The following is a 6866-nucleotide window of genomic DNA, read 5'->3' as shown; positions in this document are numbered from 1 at the left end:
ATGAAATATAGTCTTTTCAGGAGTGTTGCATTCTTCTCTAATTTTATCTGCTTGTCTAACTCTTCAACGGTCATATGCCGTTCAATAAAGATCCCCTCAGGTCTAACCATGGAACAGTCTATATAACGAATTAGTCTAATAATTTGGGGTTTTAACTATAGTTCCATAGAATAACACTCCTTATTTACCTTGTACACCATGTATTTCGAACATTAGAACTTCTCATATTTCCCGAAATCTTTTGCAGCTTTCACCAGTGCATGGACATTTCCAGGAGGTGCATTCGTTGGGCATTCACAGGAAGTTCCGATGATAAATCCTCTCGGACTATCTTTTCCTGCAAGGATCTGCTCCTTTGCCTGATCGTAGACCTGTCTTGGAGTACCACGATCTATTAGCTTAGTATCAACTGTTCCAAAACAAGTACACCTGTTACCAAAGTGTTCGACAAGCTTTGATGCTGGGAAAATATCCTTGCCATCATATCCGATCTGAACAACAGTGAAAGGACTCATTGGAGCATCTTTCCACAGGTCAAAGTCATCGCTGTGATTTCCACAAAGGTGGTAATATACTCCAGGACCTGCACCGGCATTCATCATCTTTCGGACAGCTTTTGAGACTGGATTATAGCCGAATCTCTTGATCTGGTCCCTGTCCATCAGATCCCCACTTGCAATTACTGATCCTGTGATCATTACATTTGCACCATAGCGGTTTGCTGTAGCTTTACAGGCATTTACCATGTGATCAGTAGCTTTGGATGTCAGTTTATCGACTAATTCAGGTTCAGTCATCATCCACATAAAAACATCATCAATAGAAGCCCAGTTTGTTGCCACTTCCATCGAGCCAGCCAATTGGGTTATTGGAGCGAACATTTGAGGGAATTCATTTTTACAGGTATCCAATGCTTCGAAATGTTTTGTCAGTGTAGGACCTTTCGCCAGATCTTCAGGACTCAATACCTCCAAATTATCGACACCTTCAGCGTCCTTTATTGGACGCTTGGTAATGCCTGGAGGTGAATTTGCCTGAACCTTCACTTTAGCTCCGTAATCTTCACCCCAGTAATCCGCATAGAGATAATGACCTACAGGAGTCACATCGTACATTTCACATGTATGACAGACCATTCTCATAGCTTCAGCCGGATTCTGCCAAAAATAACCAACGCTTTTCTTGAAAACGCTTGCTGCGTGTGACAGAATGATCGGATCCACAATTACTCTTTCCGAGGGAGTATCTACAAACGGAGTCGTCCATAAATTCCCTGCATTTTCTAGCCAATCTTTATCCATTGGTGCATAATCTTCTGACGGCATGATTTTATCACCCAATTAGTTTATATTTCATATCAATAGTCTGAGAGGCAAATTTATCCAAAGTTACCACTCACGATTACCGATGTTGTATCTTTCTTCGATCCATATCAATAGAATTAAGATGCTGTTCTATTGACTAATAATTGATATCTTACTGAGAACATATATAATAATCCGGAATTAGAAATCGACACCCCTCGCGTTGTCGAAGGCCTGTTCCCGATTCAAATTGTGATTTTTCAACAGCATGCATTCAGGAACTAAGCCATGTTAGAAAACCCCCTGATGAAAAAAAATAACAGCTTTGATATTATCAAACCCATGAATTCATCGGGGATAACATTTGGATAATAGATCGACCTTATGAAAATAGAACAACGACAAAAGACAATATTACAAATATGCGGTCATAGTTTTGAATGTTCAGATAATGTACTCAAACCCAAATAATGTGATCGAAAGTGAATGTCATTTCATTCAGATATTTCTTGCAATCTCATTTGCGTTTGTAATTGCCTTCCACAAATTTCCGGGTTCGCTTGAATCTCCTATAGAATATATTTCTTTAGCTGAATTCTCTTTCAGTAACTGGTTGAACAAGGAATTATTGGGTTTGCCAGAAGTTGCAAACAAAACAAGATCAGCAGTTAGTTCCAATTCCTTTACATTGCCAGGATCAAGATCTTTTTCAAACGGATTATTCACATTTTCAGGAATAAGTGCTTTCCATGGTGTATAGGGAGCTTTTCTACCTTTGTTCACAGCTAAATAGGCTTTATTTCCTGAAAAACGTATTACTTCCGAAGCATTATAGGCTTTGATAGGTTTCTTCAAGGCATCGTCTTTTTTTCCGGAAGGAGAACCTTCTCCCATCATCATCCATAACATCTGGGATCTGTTCGCCATGACTGTCTTTGGGATCAGATCTTTGTTCTTTCCGACAACAACTACATTAAGGTCTTTTTCATAAGCAAGAGAATAGCCGACTTCACATCCCATAATTCCCCCACCTATTACCAGAACATCTTTCACATCATCCGGAATATCCATATCATTTTTAAGAAATTCGCGAGCTTCTGCATATCGAACACTTTCCAGACCTTCTATATTAGGTATTGAAGTTTCCAATCCGGTACAACAAAGGATCACATCGAATTTGTTGTTGATAACATCAGGAGTCACTACTTTATTGAATTCAACTTTGAGCCCGTCCTCAATTAATAGGTCGAGTTGAAACTGAAGATTCTCAAGGTAACGTCTGATATCATGTTTTATCATCATTTTCCCGGCTAAATGAAGTTGACCTCCAATATGATCAGTTTTTTCGAAAAGAGTTACATCATATCCCTTTTTATATGCGGTCATTGCAGCCTCACAACCGGCAGGTCCTGCACCTATAACAGCAATTCTTTTCATAACATCTGTTCTTATCAATTTTTTGCAATCCTCAAAACCCGTATAGGGGTTTACAGCACAGCAGATATGGCCACCCATTTTAAACGATTCAATGCATCCTTCGTGATCTCCTATACAGTGTACTATTTCCTTTACTCTTCCTTCTTTAACTTTTTTAGTCCAATATGGATCAGCCAGGAGTGGTCTTCCAAGCATAAAATAATCTGCCCACCCATTATCCAGTACCCTTTCAGCAAATTCAGGTTTTCCCAGTTTTCCCACAGCTATTACTTTTGCATCAATGTTCTCTTTCCGGAAATAAGATCTCAATCTGCCAGCGAGTTCTTCAGCATAGATGGCATCATCAAAATATGCTGGAGGATGTGGCCAGAACCAGTTATCATAACAGCCTTTATCCACATCAAATGCATCCACTCCGGCCTCATGAAGTACTTTGCAAAATTCGACCCCTTCTTCGATCTTGCGCTCTTTTCCACGAAATTGTTTTTTAAATATGTCCTTACCATAACTTTCCTCTAAGGCCTGAGTAAGGTCGATCCTATAGATGATGGGGAAATCATTGCCACATCTTTTTTTGATCTCCTTTACAACATCGATACCGAACTGGAACTTATTCCTGTACCTGCCGATCTTACGCCTGTTCCACGGATCAGAGGTTAATTGATCCATTAAGTAGCCTTCATGCCCATGTATCTGGACACCGTCAAAACCAGAAACTTTTGCATTAACTGCACATTGCCCGAAGCTTTTGACAATCTTTCTAATTTTTCTATCTGATAGTGGAAAATGCGGGGTATGTGGAACGTAAAAATTCTTGTTAAATGAAGATGATCTTAAGTCCTTACCTTTCAAAGCAGGCTCAGGAGAACCAACCCTGCCAAGCCCGGCAGACAGTTGAATAAATATTTTAGAACCATATGGTCTTACTGCAGCAGTCAAGTCCCTCCATCCCGAAAGACGAGTCCTTGAAGTGCCATCTATACGTGGAAAATATGTAGTATCATTGTCTTCCGAAACAGTAGGGTCAATTCCAAAAGAGACGGGAACCAGACCTGTTATCAGTAGACCGGTACCACCTTTTGCTCGCTCTCTATAGTAAGCGATCATCTTTTCCGTAGGACGCCCAATGGGATCAGCCATATTTATGTTGGCCATTGGAGCCATAATGATCCTATTCATCAAATTACATGTACCGATATTAGAGGGTTCGAACAATTTTTCAAAAGCCATCTGTTTCTTCCTACATATGTTATAAAAATATAATTGACACAGACATGTTTACAATAAACTTTGAGGAAACATGTTAGAAGTAATATTACTTTGCATTGATCACTATTATATTAATGGTTTTGATTATATCAAAGGCTTTGATTCCCGAAGATGAGTCGTTATATATATCTCAATAAGCATTTTTTCTTTAGTGAGTTATGTTTGTGAGGTAAAAAACAAATGGATAGAGAAGAGAAGAAATTAATGGATGATATGAGTAGAGATGAAAGATATTCTGATGAATTAAAACGAAGAGGAGTTAGTAAAAACCTTTTTGATGCGAACAGAATGATAACATGTCCGAAATGTGGAACATCTTTTAGTCTATTTTACTCAAGAGCAAAACTTTGTACCGGCTGCCCAAGTTCGATAACCGGATGTGAAAATGCACGTTGTACAAATTGTGACAGTGAATTTCCATTGAATAATTTCATGTCCAAAACGTCTTCGAGGACAGCATCCAATTATATGGGATCTGTGGTACAACGTTATCAGGATACATTCGGATATAGCCCGTGGGAATGAAAAATCATCCCCACAGTACAAATTTATTTTTAGACGGGTCTGTAACAGAAAACACGTCCTATTTTTATTTCAGTACACGCCCTTCAAAAAACCCGAAGATCGATCGCCTCCTCACATCTGATGAGAAGAGACGTGCAATCGATATAGTTTTCCTAATAACTCTACCTTATTGGTATATCATGGCCTAGCTATTGGTTTTGGATTGGTAGCCAGAACAAGTTGGGATTCCAGATCAATGTATATAATGGGTATTCAATTACTGAGATAAATAATTGAAAGAGTTCTGAATATAGGAAGGAGCAATTAGCTATACTATCATCTCAGTTCCATTGAACTATAATCTTAAGTAGAAAGGATATCAAATTATTAATTGACCAAAGGGGGTATATTATTTGCAAAAAGAAAAGAATAGTTCATCAATTCAGCCAGAACCAATACCATGTCCTGAACCGGAACCACAACCTTCTCCAGAACCAGTTCCTTATCCCGAACCAACCAAAAAGCCACGGGATAAGAAAGATTGATCTAGCTATCAGATATAGGCCAAATACCTCTGTTTTAAAAGCTGAGATCATTGCTTACATGTAATGTTGTTGGAATAAGCAGAGGATATTTGGAGGTTTATAGCCATGATAAACAGAATATATATTTCCCACTCTGAACAGGACAAAGGCCTGGCTCAGGAAATGGAAGATGCCTTATGGGCGGTGAATCTGGAAAGCTTTTCGTCTCTGTTCAAAAAGACCGATTCGCTCTCCGAGGCAGAACTTATCAGCTTTGGTATTCGCCATTCAGACTGCATGATCGTCATTCTCTCAATGGATGGATTATTATCACCAAAAGTGAACCAGGAGATCGGTCTGGCTGTGGGTACGGATCAGTTGATGATCCCTTTGTTAGAATACGGAGAGAAACTTCCAGTTTTAATAGGTCATCTGCCAGCCATACGTTTTTACAGGAATAACTATGAAAATGCACTGGGAGTGGTCATAAAAGACATCCGGCAGCTCACCAAACTGGAATGGCTTAAAATAAAATGTCCTCACTGCGGAGAGGAAATGACGCAGTACATAACACCTCAGGAAGAAGTAGAGAAGGTTATTATTGAAGGATCCGATCTTAAGACCATGTGCAGCTACTGTGAAAATGCTTTTTACCTGGATCCAAGGTCATTCAGACCTCGTTCCCCGGAAACTTCCTCACATGAACATTCCGAATGAATATTTTGTCAGTACTTTCAACCCCTTCAGATCAAACTATATCCCAATTTTGAGATCTCCACGAGCATAAAGATAAGGGTAAAATTACCCACAACCAACGGAACGATCATTTTACGGAATGGAAATCCCACTATTGCAAGTGCTATTGCGATCACATCACTTGGAAGAGGGGTCAATGAGTAAAAGAAGATCAGCAGCATAGTTATTCTGTCATCGATCCGTTCCATCCATTTTGTCAGGCGAAATATAGTACCTGCATATTTTCCCTTAACACATTGTTTGCTTTTTGTACCCAGATAGTAGAATACCAGATCTCCAAAAGTAAGACCTAAGCTTGCAACTAATGCGATCCCGATCGAATTTACACTTCCCAGAGATATTGCGATCAAAGCCGTGTAGAATGTAGTGGAGGTTAATGTGGAAACTCCACCTATCATGGCCAGCAGGAAGACAAAAATGTAAACGTTGCGTACTCCCAGCCTTTCGACTATTTCTCCCGGAGGATGGTAAAAAAGTAGAATTGACCATGAAACTATGAATAGAACAATTAGCCCAAGGATCAGGACATTTCTATTACCACCATAGTGAAGAACCATCCCCTTTTCATGAGAATCTCTTTTTGATGGGATCCATTTTTCCTTTTTTGCTTGCATTGAACCTCTTAATAATTTGAATATTTATATGTCAATATCCTTGCCATTTTTATCGTGTGAGAAACATCCCTTATTTCATTATTAAAAGCTAGCATTGCTTTTAGCTACTTGCATGGCTATATTAATAGACCTTAAGTACTTGTTAGACAAAATAAATTCATACCCTTGTGTTTTTTGTTGGAAACATACACATGGACCTTATTATGATTAAATATATATAGAATCATTCGGTTTTAGAAAAGAAGACCTAGACAAAGTCAGATCCTTTTTTGTTACCAGGTTGTATATCAAAATCAATTATAGTTAAAACCCCAAATTATTAGACTAATTGGTTATATAGACTGTTCCATGGTTAGACCTGAGGGGATCTTTATTGAACGGCATATGACCGTTGAAGAGTTAGACAAGCAGATAAAATTAGAGAAGAATGCAACACTCCTGAAAAGACTATATTTCAT

General features: G+C 38.8%; 6 protein-coding genes. 3 read left to right on the top strand and 3 right to left on the bottom strand.

Going from position 1 to position 6866, the window contains the following annotated elements; translation table 11 throughout:
- Positions 1-212: 212 nt before the first annotated feature.
- Together KDK67_RS13085 and KDK67_RS13080 are read right to left on the bottom strand one after the other, a co-directional pair.
- On the bottom strand, positions 213-1325 hold the full coding sequence (locus tag KDK67_RS13085; protein WP_250869265.1) for a uroporphyrinogen decarboxylase family protein: 1113 nt from the start codon (positions 1323-1325) through the stop codon (positions 213-215).
- A 477-nt stretch (positions 1326-1802) separates the two neighbouring features.
- Positions 1803-3971: an oxidoreductase gene (locus tag KDK67_RS13080; protein ID WP_250869264.1), complete on the bottom strand. Its 2169-nt coding sequence runs from the start codon at positions 3969-3971 to the stop codon at positions 1803-1805.
- A 219-nt stretch (positions 3972-4190) separates the two neighbouring features.
- On the opposite strand from KDK67_RS13080, the gene KDK67_RS13075 reads away from it, so the two are divergent.
- The 3 genes from KDK67_RS13075 to KDK67_RS13070 all read left to right on the top strand — a co-directional run bounded on the left by KDK67_RS13075 (position 4191) and on the right by KDK67_RS13070 (position 5755).
- Positions 4191-4535: a hypothetical protein gene (locus KDK67_RS13075; RefSeq protein ID WP_250869263.1), complete on the top strand. Its 345-nt coding sequence runs from the start codon at positions 4191-4193 to the stop codon at positions 4533-4535.
- 392 nt (positions 4536-4927) lie between these two features.
- The gene (locus KDK67_RS14380) at positions 4928-5059 is read left to right on the top strand and encodes a hypothetical protein (protein WP_276575164.1); all 132 of its coding nucleotides are present in this window, start codon (positions 4928-4930) and stop codon (positions 5057-5059) included.
- Between the two features lie 105 nt (positions 5060-5164).
- Entirely contained in the window at positions 5165-5755 is a 591-nt protein-coding gene (locus tag KDK67_RS13070; RefSeq protein WP_250869261.1) for a toll/interleukin-1 receptor domain-containing protein, read from the top strand.
- 26 nt (positions 5756-5781) lie between these two features.
- On the opposite strand, the gene KDK67_RS13065 is transcribed toward KDK67_RS13070, so the two are convergent.
- Entirely contained in the window at positions 5782-6408 is a 627-nt protein-coding gene (locus KDK67_RS13065) for a VTT domain-containing protein (protein WP_250869259.1), read from the bottom strand.
- Between the last annotated feature and the right edge of the window lie 458 nt (positions 6409-6866).

This window comes from Methanococcoides seepicolus, assembly GCF_023684405.1.
Lineage (GTDB): Archaea > Halobacteriota > Methanosarcinia > Methanosarcinales > Methanosarcinaceae > Methanococcoides > Methanococcoides seepicolus.
Note: the sequence above shows the minus strand (reverse complement) of the source record. Positions and strands in the feature narration are given on the sequence as shown.